Genomic DNA, 13,961 nt, shown 5'->3' on the forward strand with positions numbered 1-13,961 from the left:
GCCTGGGGAACTACTGCCGCAGCCCGTTCGCGCAGATGGCCCTGACCCGCCGGGGAGGCACAGCCGTGACCGTCCGCTCAGCCGGACTGATCAGCAAGTGGCGGGACCAGCCTGCAAACCCGTCCATGATTAACGCCGCCCGGCGACTGGGCTACGACCTCAATCCCCATCGGGCCCGCCAGATCACCCTGGAGATGCTGGACTGGGCGGACATCGTCTTGACGATGGACTCCGCCGTCCTCGAAACGCTCCGGGCGATCTGCGGGGGGCAACGCACACAAGCTCGGTCTCTACCTCGGCGACCGCGACGTCCCCGACCCGATGGGCCAGGGTGACGACGTGTTCAACGACTACGCCGTGCTGATCGAGGCAGGCACGGCGCTGCACATCGGCCGACGCCTCCCGTAAACCGCGAGGTATGTCAGCTGGACGCGGCGGACAGGATCACGTCCACGAGTCTGTCCGCCGCGTCCGGCCGTCCGTGTGCCCGGGCCGCCTCCGCCATCCCCGCGCGCCGCGCCGGGTCGGTCAGGAGCGGCCCGAGGGCGTTTTGCAGCCGGTCCGCGGTGACCTCCCCGGTGAGCGCGATGGCGGCGCCGGCGTCCTCGAGGTGCTTAGCGTTGTGCGCCTGCTCATTCCCCGCCGAGGACGCGAGCGGCACGAAAATCGCGGGCTTGCCGAGGGCGGTGAGCTCTGCGAGGGTGCCGGCGCCGCTGCGCGAGACCACGACGTCGGCGAGCGCCAGGACGTCGGGGAGCTCCGGGCCGACGAACCCGGTGAGGTAGTACCGGCTGGTGAGCTGCGTCGGGAGTCCGGCCGCGCTCGCGCGCAGGGCCTCGACGTTCGACGGCCCGCACTGGTGGATGATGTTCGCGCGCTCCAGCAGCCAGGGGAGGGCGTCCCGCACGACGTTGTTGATCTGCTGCGCGCCCTGGGCGCCGCCGGTGACGTAGAGAGTCGGGAGCCGCCGGTCGAAGCCGTTCAGACCGAGAGCGGCGACCGCCTTATCGGCGTGCCCGCTGAGGACCTCCGGCCGTACTGGGTTCCCGGTGACGACGGCCGCGGACTGTACGGCCTCCGGGAGGAGCGGGAGCGTCGACTCCGACGACACGGCGATCCGCGATGCCGAGCCGGCGAGCTTCCGGTTCGCCAGCCCGAGCCGCACAGTCTGTTCGTGCAGCACCAACGGGCGCTTGCACAGGCGGGCGGCGAGCCCGGCCGGGACGGCAACGTACCCGCCGGTCGCCAGCACGACGTCCGGCCGGAAGTCCGACACGATCTTGCGGGCCTGGGCGACACCGAGCGGCACCCGCGCCATGTCCTTGACGTTCGCCGGGCTGAGCATCTTGAGAGGGTTCGCAGACCGGCGGATTTTGCCCGTCGCGACCGTCTTGAAGGCGATGCCCTCGGCCGGGGCGACGCGGGCCTCCAGGCCGTCGGGCGTGCCGATCCAGAGGACATCGAGCGCGTGGCCGTCGGCCGCCAGCCGAGCCTGCAACGTACGGACTGCGGTGAGTGCGGGGTAGGTGTGGCCGCCGGTACCTCCCCCCGTGACGATGAGGCGGAAGGTGCTTGGCAGACGGGAAGCAGGTGCATTCACCCCGCGCACCCTACTGGCCCGACCGCCGCCTGGAGCACGATTCGAGGCCCCTGCGGCGACTACGCGCTCCAGCGCCCCCGCCTCGGGACCGCCGCGGGTGCGCGGCGCCCCCTCCACGCACCGCCGAATCGACCAACTCCATGCGGTGATTGCTCGCCAGCGAGACTGTGGCGTAGGGCTTAGTCAGAGGAGAGTCTGCGCGCCAAGTTCCCCGCCGGCTCGGCCGCCACTTCGGCCAGTTCGCCGCGCTGCTCGACCACGTGTTGCAGCAGCTGCACCACGCCCCGCGCCTCGCCCACGCCCTGGCCAAATACGGTGTGACGGCCAATGCCATCTGCCCCCGCGCGCGCACCCGGATGACCGAGGACGTGTTCGCCGACTTCGAACTCCCCGAGGAGGGCCGTCTCGACCCCCTCGCCCCCGAGCACGTCGCCCCCCTCGTCGGCTACCTCGCCTCACCCCGCGCGGCCAGGGTCAACGGCCAGGTGTTCGTGGTCCACGGCGGCATGGTGGCGATCCTCGAACGCCCCAAGGTGGCGGCCAAACTGGACGCGACGAAGGACGCCTTCGGCTTCGAGGAACTCGACGATGTGCTGACGCCGTACTTCGCGGGGCGGGGAGGGGAGAACTTCGGGGCGGTGGAAGTGCTCGGCCTCAAGCGGGGTCAGTCGCACGTGCCATGAGTTTTCCGCGGCCTAGCTTTTCCGCGGCCCGCCCTGCTTCCGGGGCCGCGCCCCTCGCCGCAACGCTCCCGCCCTTGCCCCGGGCCCCGGGTGAGGGCGGGAGCGCCCGGCGTCGCCCCCACGTCAGCCCCAACGGTGACGTGAGGGCTGTTCCGTGCGCCTCCGGACACGCCGGGAGTACCGTCGGAGTGTCGAGTCCGGAATGGAGTTAGGCATGCGCGACGACACTCACATCGGCTCCAGGCTGCGCGACATCCGCAAACGTCGCGGCCTGACGCAGCGAGAACTGGCTACGGCCTCCGGCGTATCACTGTCTCTGATCCGAAAGCTGGAGCAGGCCGAACTCAGCGACACACGGATGGAGACCGCCCGTCGACTGGCCGAAGCCCTGCGCGTCCACACCAGCACGCTCTTGGAGCGTGACGACCAGGAGCCGGAAGGCGACGCCGCCGAGCCCTGGCGTCCGCTTCAGCACGCCGTGCAGGCTGCGGCTGACCGCACGGGCGAGCCCCCGACGGTGGCAGGCGTGCGGCAGTTGCTGCCCGAAGTACGCCGGGCGTACTTCGCCAACCACCTCGCCGAGTTGACTGGCCTTCTGGTCCCCCTGCTGCGCGACGCCGACGCGCTCGGGGACTCCACCGAGGCGCGCGATGTACGGTCCCACCTGTTGCAGATCGCAGGGTCCGTGCTCACCCAGGTTCGGCAGTACGAGGCGGCGGAGACGGCGCTGTGCCGTGCCTTGGACGATGCCCCGGAGCGGCTGCGCGCCGCCGGGATCATCACCACGTGGAGCTGGCTGCTCGTCCGGCAGGGCAACCTTGCCGCGTCCCGTGAGTTGGCCACCCGATGGGCTGATGACGTCGAGCCGAGAGTGTCCCGCGCGACACCGGAGGAGCTTGCCGCATGGGGCTGGTTGCTGACGCAGGCGTCGGCCGCCAACCTGCGGGACAACCGCAAGGGTGAGGCAGCCGACACGATGCGGCTCGCTCAGTCCGTCGCCGTCATGCTGGGACGCGAACTGCCGCGTGGCAGCGAGCGCCTGACGACGTGGGGCCCGACCACGGTCCGCTACAAGGCTGCGGAGCGGCACATTGTGCTGGACGAGCCGGACAAGGTGCTGTGTATGGCCCGCGGGCGGGGCAGCCAGGTGGCGAGCACCGAGTATCACCGGCACCACTTGGATGTGGCGAGGGCGCACACGATGCTGAGGCAGTACGGGGAGGCGATTGAGGTGCTGGCCGATGTGCACAGCGACGCGCCTGAGTGGTTGACCCACCAGCGGTACGCCCGGGACATCCTTGGGGACGTGGTGCAGAGGCGCAGGACACTGACGCCGGAGATGCGGACGCTGGCCGACGCGGTCGGCCTCCCGATGTGAGTCAACTCTCCTTGGCATCTCGGTCCGTGGCTCGGCGGAAGTGCCATTGAACGGTGACGAACCGCACACCTAGCGTGACGACACGGACGAAAATCAGCCGTGAGGAGCCGTGTCGTGATCGCTGAACCTGAACCAGTGCTGCCGTGGACACCACCCAACACCGAGGACGTCGAGCCATTACCCGTGGGGCGCTGGTGGGACGCCGTCCGTGTCGCACCGACCGTCGCGGGCCGCGCCCTGGGGGCGCTCGGCGAGGCGTCCGGCGCCGTCATCCAGGACATCTACGGCACCCTCTACTGGCTCGTGGCGGTCGGCTCCGTCCGCGACCGGCGCCTGCGTCACGTACGGGTACTTCCCGCCCTGGCCGATGAGAGCACCTACCTCGGCGTACCGCCCGCCTCCTGGACCGAAGGGCCCGGTCCCCACTGGCGCGTCCCTCTGACGCACGGCCCCTGCCTGACTGACGCCGAGGCCCTGTGGACCGCGCTGACCGAGGTCGTCCGCGCCGGACTCGGAGGGGTCCCGGAGGGACGACAGCTGTGCTACCGCTGCCAGTTGCCGACGGACGAACCGATCATCGTCGGCGACGAACACGGCGGCAGCGTCGGCGGCGGCACGATCTACGTCTGCGCGCAGCACGCGTCGTACTACCCGGAACACGGCCGGATCCCGCTGTTTCCCGCACGCGGCCAGGGAGGCGGGATCTGATGGCCGCCGCCCCGTCCACCGCCCAACTGGCCGCTCTGCTCGCCACCGTGGACCCACAGAAGCTCACATACGGCCAGCCCCAGGGCTGGAACTGCGCCCTGTGCGGCACAGCGTTGCGTGAGGACCAACTCCTCGGCAGTGTCGAGATGACCTACGGGGGTGACACCCGGGAGCAGGTCGAGTTGTGGGTCTGCCGTCCACTGTGCCGGGAGGTGGCCCCCGATGCGTAACGCACTCCTGTGCGCCCTGCGCGCGTGTCTGGTCCTTTCGGCTGCCGCGTCGCTGCTGGGTGCCGTCGTCGCCTTGTGCGTGGCCGGGGATCCGGCCCGATAGCCACCGCCCCGGTCACGGGCTTCTACGGCAGACGAGGTCGACCAGGTGACGGTGACGGGCTGACCCGGCCCGGTCCTCGAGCACCGGACGGGCTGGACACCTCCAGCCCGTCCGGCACCCGATGTGTGCTCGGGTGTCAGGAGGCGTTTTCGTCCGGGCGGCGGTGGCGGCCGTGGACCGGCGCCTGTGCCTCCTCCGACGTGGCCTGCTGACCCCGGTGCCTGCCCTGAACTGCGGCATCGGCCTGGGTCGCGGCCGCCTCACGCGGACGCGCCTGGGTCGTGTCGATCTGGGTTTCGGACATGTGGGTAGTCACCCCGTCAAATCGCTCCGTACTGTGCGAGGGAGGCCGGAAGCGAGGCCGGTCCCGGAGGCCGGTCACGACAACACAACGCGCGCCACCCGAAGCGCCCGTGAGCACACGGAACGCCTGGCTGCACAGCCCCCCGGACCGATTTTAACCAGGGCGCTGATCTCTGACCCACCGGGGTGGACGGGGCTGGAGCGGACGTGCGAGCGGTGCCTGTTGCAGCGGTACGGGGCGCAGCGCGTCGGCCGAACCGGCCCCCGCGAGGGCCGTGGCGTCCGCGACCGTGGCACCGGCCACCGGGCCGCGCCCGAGGCCGGCCTCGGCCTCGGTCTCCGGGCCGGTCTGCTCCACCCCGGCCCATGAACCGGTCCCGCCCCAGGGCTCGACCCCGGACACCGCCGCGCCGTCCCCGCCCTTGACCCTCGTCCACGGGGTGATCCGGGCAGGTGCCGGGATACCCGCGGGCTCCGTGGGCGCCGTCTGCGCCACCCGCCGTACGACGCGCGGCACCCCTCGGGCGGCGGTGGGCGGAGTGGCCGCCGACGGCAAACCGACGCCCCGTGCGATGGTGGCGCCCTGCGCGACCTCCGCGCCGCGGAGCGTCTGTGTCGTGTGCGACGTGGCCGCGGTGCGGGGGATCTCGGCGGTGCGGGGCAACTCACCAGCGCAGGGCGGCTCCACGGCCCGTGGGGTCTCGGCCACACCACGGATCTCCCCCGTGCGGGACAGCCCTGCCGGGTCGCCCATGGCGCCGGTACGGGGCAACTCCGCGGTACGGCGCGTCTCCCCGGTGCGGGCCGACTCGTCGGAGCGACCCACCGGCCCGCGGCTGGGCAACTCCCCGCTATCGGGCAACCCCGCGGTGTGAGGCACTTCCCCGAGCCGGGGGATCTCCGCCGTGCGGGACAGCCCTGGCGGGTCGCCCATGGCGCCGGTACGGGGCAACTCCCTGGTGCGCGGCGCCACCACCGGGAGGTGGATCTCCCCGGTGTGGAGCATCATCTCCGCGGTGCGGGGCTCCGCCGTGCCGGACATCGCCCCTGGGTGGGGCAACTCCGCAGTACGGCGCGCTTCCTCCGTGCCGGGCATCTCGCCCGTGCGGTAGGACTGCCCGGTACGGGGCACCTCCGCCGTGTGCGACAACTGCGTGGGGCGGCCCAGTGCCGTGCCACCGGGCAACTCCCCGCCACCCGACAACTCCGTGGGTCGGCGCAACTCCGCCATCCGCCGGATCTCCCCGGTGCGGGGCATCTCCGCCGTACGGCGCAGCTCCGCGGTGCGCGGTACCTGAACCGGGCGTGTCACCTCCGCGGTGCGGCCCACCTCAACCCTGCGCGGCACCTCGGCCGCGCCCCGCAGCTCCGACGCCCCCGGCAACTCCAACCCACCCCGCAACTCCACCCCGCCCCGCGTCTCCCCCGCACGGGACAGTCCCACCCCATGCCCCCGCTCCGCTGGTTCCGGCAGCCACAGCCGTGCCACCCCGCACGCGACCTGCCGTGTCGCGTACGGCAGCAGCAGTTCGCCGTCCCGTGTCATCAGGCCCGCGCCCGGCAGCCAGCCCTCCGGGGCGGAGAACTGGCGCAACTGGCGCTCGGCCGGGCGCCATACGCCGACCCAGGGGCGTCCGGCCGGGCCGTCGATGCGGAAGGCGACCGCGCACGCCTCCGGCGTGAGCACCTGGCCCGGCTGGACCGCGAACGGTGTCGCTTCCGTCTGCGCGGCCGGACGCAGGCAGTCCGGGAAACGGACCGGCCGGGTGCTGCCCAGCACGCCCCACCCCAGCCGCTCGTCCCCGGGGGCGTCGGACCGTACGAGCAGCAGCCCGCTGTCCGGATCGGCGAGCAGCAGCCGGTCGTTGCTGCGCTCGGTGATCTGGAGCAGCGGGCTGGTCTCACCGCCGCGCCGCAGATCGACGACAACTGTTTTTGTCCGGCCGTCGAGTTCGCGGTCGAGGGCGAGCAACCGTCCCGTACGGTCCAGCCAACTGCCGCCCGTACAGCGGCCGGGCACCTCCGCGAGGTGCTGGGGGACGAGACCGCCGTGCACCAGCCAGACGGAGGTGGAGCGCTCCCCGCGCGCCAGGGCGAACACCGAAAGACCGCCCGGTGCCGGGGGCAGCAGCGAGACATCGGCGCGGTCGAGGGCGCCCAGCAGCCGTTCGCCGGTGCCGGGGCCCGCCGGGTAGAGGAGGGAGAACGCATGGTGCCCGGCCACCCGACGGTGGATCAGCACCTGTCCGTCGGCGAGCGGCAGCAGTTCGCTGTCCGGCTCCTCGGGCTGGGCGGCGGGCAGCGGTACGGCGTACGGCTCGGGTCCGTCCAGCGTCCAGCGCTCCGGGTACCAGCAGCGCGTCTCCGGCTCGAGTGCGAGCCGTGCGCCGTACGAGCCGTCGGCGGCGACGGTGAACCTCTCCCGGGCCGCTCCGTCCCGGGCGGAACCCCGGGCGGACCCCTCGCGCCGCCGGGTGCTGACGCCGCCGGCGAGGGCGGCGTCGAAGGCACAGGCAGTCATCGATCAGTCACCTCCGGCCACTGAACGTAGTTTTCGCACTCCCCGATAACGGCTGAAAGGGTCCTGCTCCACCCGTACGTGTGGCGATTGCCCGATTCGCCTGAGAGGTCGCGGGTGAATGTGCTGTAAGCACCGGCGTGCCGGGTTGCGCTCCGGGGCTCTCCGACTGCCACCCCGATCCCTATCCCCGGTCCACCCGCTGGCGGTCGCGGTGAGTGAAGGCAGGGGCAGGGCTTACCCGTGATCCGGGAGGTAGCCTTGCCCCGTGCCCGCACTCAACGACGTCCTCGCCGCCCTCGACGCACTCTGGCCGCCCGAGCGGGCGGAGCAGTGGGACGCCGTCGGCACGGTGTGCGGAGACCCCGACGCCGAGGTCAGCCGTGTGCTGTTCGCCGTCGACCCCGTCCAGGAGGTCGCCGACGAAGCGGTGCGGCTCGGCGTCGATCTGCTGATCACCCACCATCCGCTCTATCTGCGGGGCACGACCACGGTCGCCGCCTCCACCTTCAAGGGCCGGGTGGTGCACACCCTGATCAAGAACGACATCGCGCTGCATGTCGCGCACACCAACGCCGACCGCGCCGACCCCGGCGTCTCCGACGCACTCGCCGGTGCGCTCGGACTGCGGATCACCGGTCCGCTGGTGCCCGATCCGACCGACCCCGCGGGCCGCCGCGGCCTCGGCCGCGTCTGCGAGCTGGACCACCCGCAGACGCTGCGGGAGTTCGCCGAGCGCGCCGCGGGCTCGCTGCCCGCCACCGCCCAGGGGATCCGCGCCGCGGGCGACCCGGACCGCGTCATCCGTACGGTCGCGGTCTGCGGCGGCTCCGGCGACAGCCTCTTCGACGAGGTGCGGGCGGCGGGTGTCGACGCGTATCTGACCGCCGACCTGCGCCACCACCCGTCCTCGGAGGCGCGTGAGCACAGCGATCTCGCGCTGGTGGACGCCGCGCACTGGGCCACCGAGTGGCCGTGGACGGAGCAGGCCGCGGCCCAGCTCGACGAGATCTCCGACCGGCACGGCTGGGGTCTGCGCACCCATGTCTCCCGTACGGTCACCGACCCCTGGACGTCCCACGCCTCGGCGCACGCCCCGGCCCACGCCTTCTCCGTCTGAGCACGTCTACGCCTTCCCGCCCCTCAACACCCCTGGAGCCCCACGCTGAACGCCGCGCCCGCCGACCAGATCCGCCTGCTGGACGTCCAGGCCCTCGACGTCCGGCTCTCGCAGCTCGCGCACAAGCGCAGGACGCTGCCCGAACACGCCGAGATCGACGGCCTGAACGCCGACCACACCCAGCTGCGCGATCTGCTCGTCGCCGCGCAGACCGAGGAGAGCGACACCGCCCGCGAGCAGACCAAGGCGGAGCAGGACGTGGACCAGGTGCGCCAGCGCGCCGCCCGCGACCAGAAGCGGCTGGACTCCGGGGCCATCACCTCCCCGAAGGACCTGGAGAGCCTCCAGCACGAGATCGCCTCGCTCGCCAAGCGCCAGGGCGATCTGGAGGACGTGGTGCTCGAGGTCATGGAGCGCCGGGAGTCCGCGCAGGAGCGGGTCACCGAGCTGACCGGCCGGGTGGAGTCCCTCCAGTCCAAGATCGGTGACGCCACCTCGCGCCGGGACACCGCGGCCGAGGAGATCGACACCGAGATCGCGTCGGTCACCAAGGAGCGCGAGGTCATCGCCGGGACCATCCCCGACGATCTGCTCAAGCTCTACGACAAGCTGCGCGCGCAGCAGGGTGGTGTCGGCGCGGCCCGGCTCTACCAGCGGCGCTGCGACGGCTGCCGCCAGGAGCTGGCCATCACCGAGCTGAACGAGGTGCGGGGGGCGGCCCCCGACACGGTCGTCCGCTGCGAGAACTGCCGCCGGATCCTGGTGCGTACCCCCGAGTCGGGGCTGTAGGACGATGGCGCGTCGCTTCATCGTCGAGGCGGACGGCGGCTCCCGGGGCAACCCGGGGCCGGCCGGTTACGGCGCGGTGGTGCTGGACGCCGAGACGGGCGAACCCCTGGCCGAGGCGGCCGAGTACCTCGGCACCGTCACCAACAACGTGGCCGAGTACAAGGGGCTGATCGCCGGATTGCGGGCGGCGCACGCCCTGGACCCGGAGGCCCGGGTCCAGGTCCGGATGGACTCCAAGCTGGTCATCGAGCAGATGTCGGGGCGCTGGAAGATCAAGCACCCCGATATGCGGCCGCTCGCCACCGAGGCCATGTCGGTCTGTCCGCCCGGCCAGGTGACCTACGAGTGGATCCCGCGCGAGCGGAACAAGCACGCCGACCGGCTGGCCAACGAGGCGATGGACGCGGGCGAACGGGGCGAGGAGTGGCGCCCCCGGGTCCCGCCGGGCGGCACTCTCGCGGCGGGCGTCCCGGAGGCCCCCGCCGACGACGCCCTCGCCGAGCCCGCCCTCTCCACCGCCAAGGCCCCGGCGCGGGGCTGGGGCGCCGCGGACCTCGGTACCCCCGCCACCTTCGTACTGCTGCGGCACGGCGAGACCGCGCTCACCCCCGAGAAGCGGTTCTCCGGTAGCGGTGGCACCGACCCCGAACTCTCACCCGTCGGCCACCGCCAGGCCGAGCTGGTCGCGTCGGCGCTCGCCGCGCGCGGCACCATCCAGGAGATCGTCAGCTCCCCGCTGCGGCGCTGCCGGGAGACCGCCGGGGCGGTCGCCGAGCGGCTGGGCCTGGAGGTCCGGATCGACGAGGGGCTGCGCGAGACGGACTTCGGCGCCTGGGAGGGGCTGACCTTCGCGGAGGTCAAGGAGCGCTACCCGGACGATCTGGCGGCATGGCTCGCCTCCACCAAAGCGGCTCCCACCGGCGGCGGCGAGAGCTTCGCCACGGTCGCCCGCCGGGTCGCCCTCTCCCGCGACAAGCTGATCGCCCGCCACACGGGCCGCACCGTGCTGCTGGTCACCCATGTCACACCGATCAAGACCCTGGTGCGGCTGGCGCTGGGCGCACCGCCGGAGTCGCTGTTCCGGATGGAACTGTCGGCGGCCTCGCTGTCGGCGGTGGCGTACTACGCGGACGGCAACGCCTCGCTGCGGCTGCTGAACGACACGTCCCATCTGCGGTAGGGCGGGCCCGCTCCGCCGCCGTCAAGGCCGTTGCGCTGCCGTCAAGGCCCGTTGCGGCGCCGTCGACTCCGCAGGGCCGCCGCCTCGCGGGCCAGGGACTCCACCCGCGCCCAGTCCCGGTCCGCGAGGGCGTCCGCGGGCAGCATCCATGTGCCGCCCACACAGCCCACGTTGGGCAGGGCCAGATAGTCCGGGGCACGCGCCGCGTCGATCCCGCCGGTGGGGCAGAAACGGGCCCGGGGGAGCGGTGCGGCGAGCGACGCCAGATAGGCAGGGCCCCCGGCGGCCTCCGCCGGGAAGAACTTCATCTCCGTCACCCCGCGCTCCAGCAGCGCCACGACCTCCGACGTCGTGGACACCCCGGGCAGATACGGCACCCCCGAGCCGCGCATCGCGTCCAGCAGCCGGTCCGTCCACCCGGGGCTGACCACAAAGCGCGCACCGGCCGCGACGGACGTCTCCACCTGCTCCGTGGTGAGCACGGTCCCGGCGCCCACGGCCACCTCCGGGACCTCCTCGGCGATGGCCCGGATCGCGTCCGCGGCGGCCGCGGTGCGCAGGGTGACCTCGATCGCGGCCAGCCCGCCCGCGACCAGGGCACGCGCCAGCGGTACCGCGTCGGCCGCGTCATGCAGCACCACGACGGGCACAACAGGGGCGAGATCGAGCGGGGATACGGCGGCGGGGGAGGTCACAGCGGTCATCCTGCCCACCCCCGACGCACCGTGCAATCAGCGTTGCGCAGAGTGCAACTGGCTCACGGAGCCGGGGACTACAGCTCGGTGACGATCACATCCAGCGCCCAGGGCCGCCCTGCCTTCTCCGGCTCCGCGGCCTCCACCACGTACCCCAGCTCGCGCAGCGCCGCCACCAGTTCGCCCGGTCCGCTCGGTGCGACCCCGGCGATCAGCAGGTCCCGTACCAGCCGTCCCTTGGTCGCCTTGTTGAAGTGGCTGACCACCGACCGCTTCTCGACCCCGTTCACGATCTTCGACTGGAGCACCCGCACCGTCGCCGTCCGCTCCGCGACCTCCCCCTTCGGCTTCCATGCCGCCGCGTACGCCGCCGACCTGAGGTCCAGCACCAGCCCGCGCCCGGCGGCCCGCGGAATCACCTCGGCCATCGGGGTCCGGTTCCGCCAGTACGTGCCCAGCGCGCCCGGCCCCGGCAGCTTCACCCCCATCGAGCAGCGGTAGGAGGGGATGCGGTCGCCGATCCGCACCGCGCCCCACAGCCCGGAGAACACCAGCAGCGACCGGCCCGCCCGGCGCCGGGCGTCGGTGGGCAGGGTGGCCAGGCCGAGCGCGTCGTAGAGCACCCCGGTGTAGATCTCACCGGCGGGCCGGGTCCCGGCCTCCCGCAGCGCCGCGTTCTTCGCGACATCGCCGCGCAGCCCCTCGCTGAGCCCCAGCACCTCGGCGGCCTTCGCCTCGTCGCCCGAGCACAGCGACACCAGCTCGTCCAGGACCTCCGCCCGCGCCTCGCCCAGCTCGGGCAGCGACAGCGCTCCCAGGTCCAGCGGGGAGCGGGAGCCTCCCGTGGCCTTTCCCTCGGACGGCGGCAGCAGGACGAGCACGGCGGATCTCCTCGAACGGGTCGTTGAACGGGTCGTTGGCGGCAGGGCGCGGGGCGGGCCCGGAAGAACCACGCCCGCCCCGCCCGCAGCCTACGGCCTCCGCTGCCGCAGCCAGACCGTCGTATGCGCGGGCACCTGGTCACCGTCGACCGGCCCGCTGGCGAGCACCACCTCCTGGCCCTCCGGCAGCGGCACCGGGCCCGCCGAGAGATTGCTGAGGCTGTGCCAGCCGGTGGAGCGCCGGAAGTGCAGCACGCCCGCGCTCAGTTCCTCCACCGAGCCGATCCACTCCACCTCCTCGTCGCCGCCCAGCGAACGCCGCAGCCGCAGCGCCTCGCGGTACAGCTCCAGCGTGGAGCCCGCCACCCCGTCCTGCGCCTCGGCCGACAGCTCGCCGAAGACCTCCGGCTGCGGCAGCCACGAGCCGCCCTCGCCGAAGCCGTACGACGGGCCTGACCGGGTCCACGGCAGCGGCACCCGGCAGCCGTCGCGGCCCTTGATCCGCCCGCCGCTGCGCTCCCAGGTCGGGTCCTGGAGCGCCGCCCGGGGAAGGTCGGCGACCTCCGGAAGACCCAGCTCCTCGCCCTGGTACAGATACGACGAACCCGGCAGCGCGAGCATCAGCAGGGTTGCGGCACGGGCCCGGCGCAGCCCCCGTTCCTGGTCGGCCTCCGGCTCCCGGCCGTCGGACAGCAGCCATGCCTCGCGGCCCGTCCGGCTCAGCTCGTCGGGCAGCGCCAGCCGGGAGGCATGGCGGATCACATCGTGGTTGGACAGCACCCAGGTGGCCGAGGCACCGGCCTTGCGGGCGTCGCTCAGCGCGCTGTCGATGGCGGTGTGCAGCGCGGGCGCGGAGAGCGGGGTGTAGAGGAAGTCGAAGTTGAACGCCTGGCCCAGCTCATCGGGGCCGGCGTAGGGCGTACGGCGGGAGTTGCGCACCCATGCCTCGGCCACGGCGATCCGCGGCGGGTCGTACTCGTTCATCACCTTCCGCCACTCGCGGAAGATGCCGTGCACCTCGTCGCGGTCCCACAGCGGATGGCTGCCGTCCTCGGGCAGTTCGTCCGGGTCGTAGCCCTGGACATCGCCGATGTCGCGCAGCGGTTCGGCCAGGTCCTTGGCCAGTCCGTGGGCGACGTCGACACGGAACCCCGCCACACCGCGGTCGGACCAGAAGCGCAGGGTGGTGAGGAAGTCGGCGCGCACCTCCGGGTGGTCCCAGTTGAGGTCCGGCTGCTCGGGCGCGAACAGGTGCAGATACCACTGTCCGTCGGGCAGCCGGGTCCACGCCGGGCCGCCGAAGCAGGAGACCCAGTCGGTGGGCGGCAGCGAGCCGTCCGGACCGCGTCCGTCCCGGAAGACATAGCGGTCGCGGGCGGCGGAGCCGGGGGCCGAGCGCAGCGCCTTCTGGAACCACACATGCTCGTCGGAGGTGTGGTTGGGGACGATGTCGACCATCACCTTCAGGCCGAGCCGGTCCGCCTCGGCGATCATCCGGTCGAAGTCCTCCAGGGTGCCCAGACGCGGATCGACATCGCGGTAGTCGGCCACGTCGTAGCCGCCGTCGGCGAGCGCGGAGGGATAGAACGGGCTCAGCCAGACACAGTCCACGCCGAGTTCGGCGAGGTACGGCAGCCGGGAGGTGATACCGGGCAGGTCACCCACGCCGTCCGCGTCGGAGTCGGCGAAGCTGCGGGGGTAGATCTGGTAGAAGACGGCCTGCCGCCACCAGTTGGGGTCCGAGGGCTGAAGGGTCACAAGATCCTCGCGGGG

At 72.7% G+C, this 13,961-nt stretch carries 13 protein-coding genes and 1 pseudogene; 8 read left to right on the top strand and 6 right to left on the bottom strand.

Annotated features, from left to right (window positions below):
* The first annotated feature begins 35 nt into the window (after nt 1-35).
* A complete protein-coding gene (locus tag JK363_RS44795; protein WP_372444909.1) occupies nt 36-335 on the top strand; it encodes an arsenate reductase/protein-tyrosine-phosphatase family protein in 300 nt (99 codons plus the stop codon).
* An 86-nt stretch (nt 336-421) separates the two neighbouring features.
* Here JK363_RS44795 and murG read toward each other — a convergent pair whose 3' ends face one another.
* Nucleotides 422-1,600 carry an undecaprenyldiphospho-muramoylpentapeptide beta-N-acetylglucosaminyltransferase gene (gene murG, locus JK363_RS33965; protein ID WP_307821976.1) on the bottom strand — a complete coding sequence of 393 codons (1,179 nt, stop codon included), beginning with the start codon at nt 1,598-1,600 and terminating at the stop codon, nt 422-424.
* 293 nt (nt 1,601-1,893) lie between these two features.
* Here murG and JK363_RS33970 point away from each other — a divergent pair.
* The 4 genes and pseudogenes from JK363_RS33970 to JK363_RS33985 all read left to right on the top strand — a co-directional run.
* A pseudogene (locus tag JK363_RS33970) lies at nt 1,894-2,283 on the top strand (SDR family oxidoreductase); the annotation flags it as partial.
* A 214-nt stretch (nt 2,284-2,497) separates the two neighbouring features.
* Nucleotides 2,498-3,661 carry a helix-turn-helix domain-containing protein gene (locus JK363_RS33975; protein ID WP_201881217.1) on the top strand — a complete coding sequence of 388 codons (1,164 nt, stop codon included), beginning with the start codon at nt 2,498-2,500 and terminating at the stop codon, nt 3,659-3,661.
* 114 nt (nt 3,662-3,775) lie between these two features.
* Entirely contained in the window at nt 3,776-4,369 is a 594-nt protein-coding gene (locus tag JK363_RS33980; RefSeq protein ID WP_307821977.1) for a hypothetical protein, read from the top strand.
* Nucleotides 4,369-4,599, top strand: coding sequence for a hypothetical protein (locus tag JK363_RS33985; protein ID WP_201881218.1), 231 nt, complete (start codon nt 4,369-4,371; stop codon nt 4,597-4,599). Before JK363_RS33980 ends, JK363_RS33985 begins: the two co-directional genes overlap by 1 nt.
* Nucleotides 4,600-4,838: 239 nt before the next feature.
* Here the strand turns inward: JK363_RS33985 and JK363_RS33990 are convergent, their stop codons facing one another.
* Nucleotides 4,839-5,006: a hypothetical protein gene (locus JK363_RS33990; protein WP_201881219.1), complete on the bottom strand. Its 168-nt coding sequence runs from the start codon at nt 5,004-5,006 to the stop codon at nt 4,839-4,841.
* Between the two features lie 153 nt (nt 5,007-5,159).
* Complete coding sequence (locus tag JK363_RS44415; protein WP_307821978.1) at nt 5,160-7,526, bottom strand: hypothetical protein; 2,367 nt, start codon at nt 7,524-7,526, stop codon at nt 5,160-5,162.
* Between the two features lie 265 nt (nt 7,527-7,791).
* On the opposite strand from JK363_RS44415, the gene JK363_RS34000 reads away from it, so the two are divergent.
* The 3 genes from JK363_RS34000 to JK363_RS34010 are packed head-to-tail and all read left to right on the top strand — an operon-like array spanning nt 7,792 to nt 10,612.
* Entirely contained in the window at nt 7,792-8,643 is an 852-nt protein-coding gene (locus JK363_RS34000; protein WP_201881222.1) for a Nif3-like dinuclear metal center hexameric protein, read from the top strand.
* A 45-nt stretch (nt 8,644-8,688) separates the two neighbouring features.
* On the top strand, nt 8,689-9,432 hold the full coding sequence (locus JK363_RS44420) for a zinc ribbon domain-containing protein (protein WP_201881296.1): 744 nt from the start codon (nt 8,689-8,691) through the stop codon (nt 9,430-9,432).
* A gap of 4 nt (nt 9,433-9,436) precedes the next feature.
* A complete protein-coding gene (locus tag JK363_RS34010) occupies nt 9,437-10,612 on the top strand; it encodes a bifunctional RNase H/acid phosphatase (protein WP_201881223.1) in 1,176 nt (391 codons plus the stop codon).
* Between the two features lie 41 nt (nt 10,613-10,653).
* Here the strand turns inward: JK363_RS34010 and eda are convergent, their stop codons facing one another.
* The 3 genes from eda to JK363_RS34025 all read right to left on the bottom strand — a co-directional run bounded on the left by eda (nt 10,654) and on the right by JK363_RS34025 (nt 13,946).
* Nucleotides 10,654-11,316, bottom strand: a complete 663-nt coding sequence (gene eda / locus JK363_RS34015; protein ID WP_201881224.1) for a bifunctional 4-hydroxy-2-oxoglutarate aldolase/2-dehydro-3-deoxy-phosphogluconate aldolase — start codon at nt 11,314-11,316, stop codon at nt 10,654-10,656.
* Nucleotides 11,317-11,384: 68 nt separating this feature from the next.
* Nucleotides 11,385-12,188, bottom strand: a complete 804-nt coding sequence (gene yaaA, locus JK363_RS34020) for a peroxide stress protein YaaA (RefSeq protein ID WP_201881225.1) — start codon at nt 12,186-12,188, stop codon at nt 11,385-11,387.
* Between the two features lie 90 nt (nt 12,189-12,278).
* Nucleotides 12,279-13,946 carry a glycoside hydrolase family 13 protein gene (locus JK363_RS34025; RefSeq protein WP_307821979.1) on the bottom strand — a complete coding sequence of 556 codons (1,668 nt, stop codon included), beginning with the start codon at nt 13,944-13,946 and terminating at the stop codon, nt 12,279-12,281.
* Nucleotides 13,947-13,961 lie beyond the last annotated feature (15 nt).

Origin of the sequence: Streptomyces coffeae (genome assembly GCF_016741875.1) — a bacterium.
Taxonomy (GTDB): Bacteria; Actinomycetota; Actinomycetes; order Streptomycetales; family Streptomycetaceae; genus Streptomyces; species Streptomyces coffeae.

Bases quoted from the DNA above. Each gene is read 5' to 3' on its own strand.
- JK363_RS44415 (WP_307821978.1), bottom strand. From the start codon at position 7,526: ATGACTGCCTGTGCCTTCGACGCCGCCCTCGCCGGCGGCGTCAGCACC.
- JK363_RS33990 (WP_201881219.1), bottom strand. From the start codon at position 5,006: ATGTCCGAAACCCAGATCGACACGACCCAGGCGCGTCCGCGTGAGGCG.
- JK363_RS44795 (WP_372444909.1), top strand. From the start codon at position 36: ATGGCCCTGACCCGCCGGGGAGGCACAGCCGTGACCGTCCGCTCAGCC.
- eda (WP_201881224.1), bottom strand. From the start codon at position 11,316: ATGACCGCTGTGACCTCCCCCGCCGCCGTATCCCCGCTCGATCTCGCC.
- JK363_RS33985 (WP_201881218.1), top strand. From the start codon at position 4,369: ATGGCCGCCGCCCCGTCCACCGCCCAACTGGCCGCTCTGCTCGCCACC.
- JK363_RS34010 (WP_201881223.1), top strand. From the start codon at position 9,437: ATGGCGCGTCGCTTCATCGTCGAGGCGGACGGCGGCTCCCGGGGCAAC.
- JK363_RS33975 (WP_201881217.1), top strand. From the start codon at position 2,498: ATGCGCGACGACACTCACATCGGCTCCAGGCTGCGCGACATCCGCAAA.